This is a genomic window from Massilia sp. TSP1-1-2 (assembly GCF_049896185.1).
GTDB lineage: Bacteria > Pseudomonadota > Gammaproteobacteria > Burkholderiales > Burkholderiaceae_D > Telluria_A.
On the sequence record NZ_JAFCTU010000128.1, the window covers coordinates 1 to 1,025 of the forward strand.

1 protein-coding gene and 1 pseudogene are annotated in these 1,025 nt (G+C 60.8%); both read right to left on the reverse strand.

Going from position 1 to position 1,025, the window contains the following annotated elements; genetic code table 11:
* Positions 1 to 9: 9 nt before the first annotated feature.
* On the reverse strand, positions 10 to 471 hold the full coding sequence (locus tag ACP7BV_RS27230; protein ID WP_426108034.1) for a VOC family protein: 462 nt from the start codon (positions 469 to 471) through the stop codon (positions 10 to 12).
* Between the two features lie 166 nt (positions 472 to 637).
* Positions 638 to 1,025 (reverse strand): annotated as a pseudogene (locus ACP7BV_RS27235) (EAL domain-containing protein); the annotation flags it as partial.

Consider the following 1,025-nt stretch of genomic DNA (forward strand, 5'->3'; position numbering starts at 1 on the left):
CGGCAATCATCAGCGGCGACGCCTCTTGGCCGCTTGCATTTCGTCGTGCGGCACGTCGCGAATATGCGTGGCGACCGACCAGCTATGGCCAAAAGGGTCGGTCAGTACGCCGTAGCGGTCGCCCCAGAACATGTCGGCCGGCACCATTTTAGCGGTGGCGCCTTCGGCCACGGCCTTGGCGTACACAGCGTCGCAGTTTTTCACGTACAGGTGGATCGTCACGGGCGAGCCACCCAGCATGGTGGGTCCGAGCGCGCCCCATTGCTGGTTTTCCTCCATCAGCATCAAGGCGGAATCGCCGATCCGGATCATGCCGTGCATGAGCTTGCCGTCGGGCGTGAGCATGACTCCGCCTTCGGTCGCGCCAAAGGCGCGTTTGTAAAAGTCAATTGCGCCCAGCGCATCGGCGCATACCAAATGCGGGGTGAGCGTGTGCATGTCTTCAGGAATTGCGCGTACTTGTGCGTTCATGATCGTGTCCTTTCGTTTCGAGTTAGGCAATCCATACTTGAATCAGTTCTGTACGCCAGGCGGCAGAACCAGATCGCTGTCCGCCTGAAAAGCGGGTTGCTATGACTACGACGTTCGACGCGTCGCCAAATCGACACGCCAGGCGACAAATACTTGAAAGGTTTTTTTACCGGCCCCACGCCTGCGGCGCAACGCTGCCCAGGGCCTTGAACGCCGGCCGGCAAAACAGGTAGCCCTGCATCAGGCTGATGCCGGCCGCGCGCAGGCAGTCGCGTTCGGCCGCCGTTTCGATGCCCTCGGCCAGCACCCGGATGCCGAGTGCGCCGCAAATGGCTACGATGCCGTTGACGATGGCGCGCTTGGGCGCGCTGCTGTCAATGTCGCGCACCAGGTCCATGTCGATCTTGATAATGTCGGGCTGGAATTCGGCCAGCAAATTCAGGCCTGCTTACCCGGCGCAAAAATCGTCGATGGCCGTGTGAAACCCGAAGCGCCGGTATTCCTGGAAGATATTGACCAGATGGGGACGGTCCATCACCTGCTCGCCTTCCGTG